Origin of the sequence: Hymenobacter sediminis (assembly GCF_003231285.1) — a bacterium.
GTDB classification, from domain to species: domain Bacteria; phylum Bacteroidota; class Bacteroidia; order Cytophagales; family Hymenobacteraceae; genus Hymenobacter; species Hymenobacter sediminis.
This window is the reverse complement of record NZ_QKNS01000044.1, coordinates 1-301: the sequence shown is the minus strand read 5'-3', so window position 1 is coordinate 301 and position 301 is coordinate 1. Positions and strand designations below refer to the sequence as shown.

Genomic DNA, 301 nt, shown 5'->3' with positions numbered 1-301 from the left:
CCTTCGGAGCGGACAAGTCGCTTTTTGTAGGCGAGACCAACAGGGGTTGGGGTTCGGCAGGCGAAGCCAATGAAGGCTTGCAGCGTATGGTTTGGAACAATGAAATCCCTTTCGAAATGAGAACCGTCAAAGCCATGCCAGATGGTTTTGAGATAGAATTTACCAAGCCGGTCAATATCAATTCCGCCGAGGACTTGGCTTCCTATGCCGTTCAGAGCTTTACTTGCAAATACCATCCGGTCTACGGCAGTCCTCCTGTGAATATTCAGGATAATGTTATCTCAGGAGTAAAGGTATCGGC

At 48.8% G+C, this 301-nt stretch carries 1 pseudogene; it reads left to right on the top strand.

The features are described 5' to 3' along the window. Positions 1-301 (top strand): annotated as a pseudogene (locus DNI29_RS23880) (hypothetical protein); the annotation flags it as partial.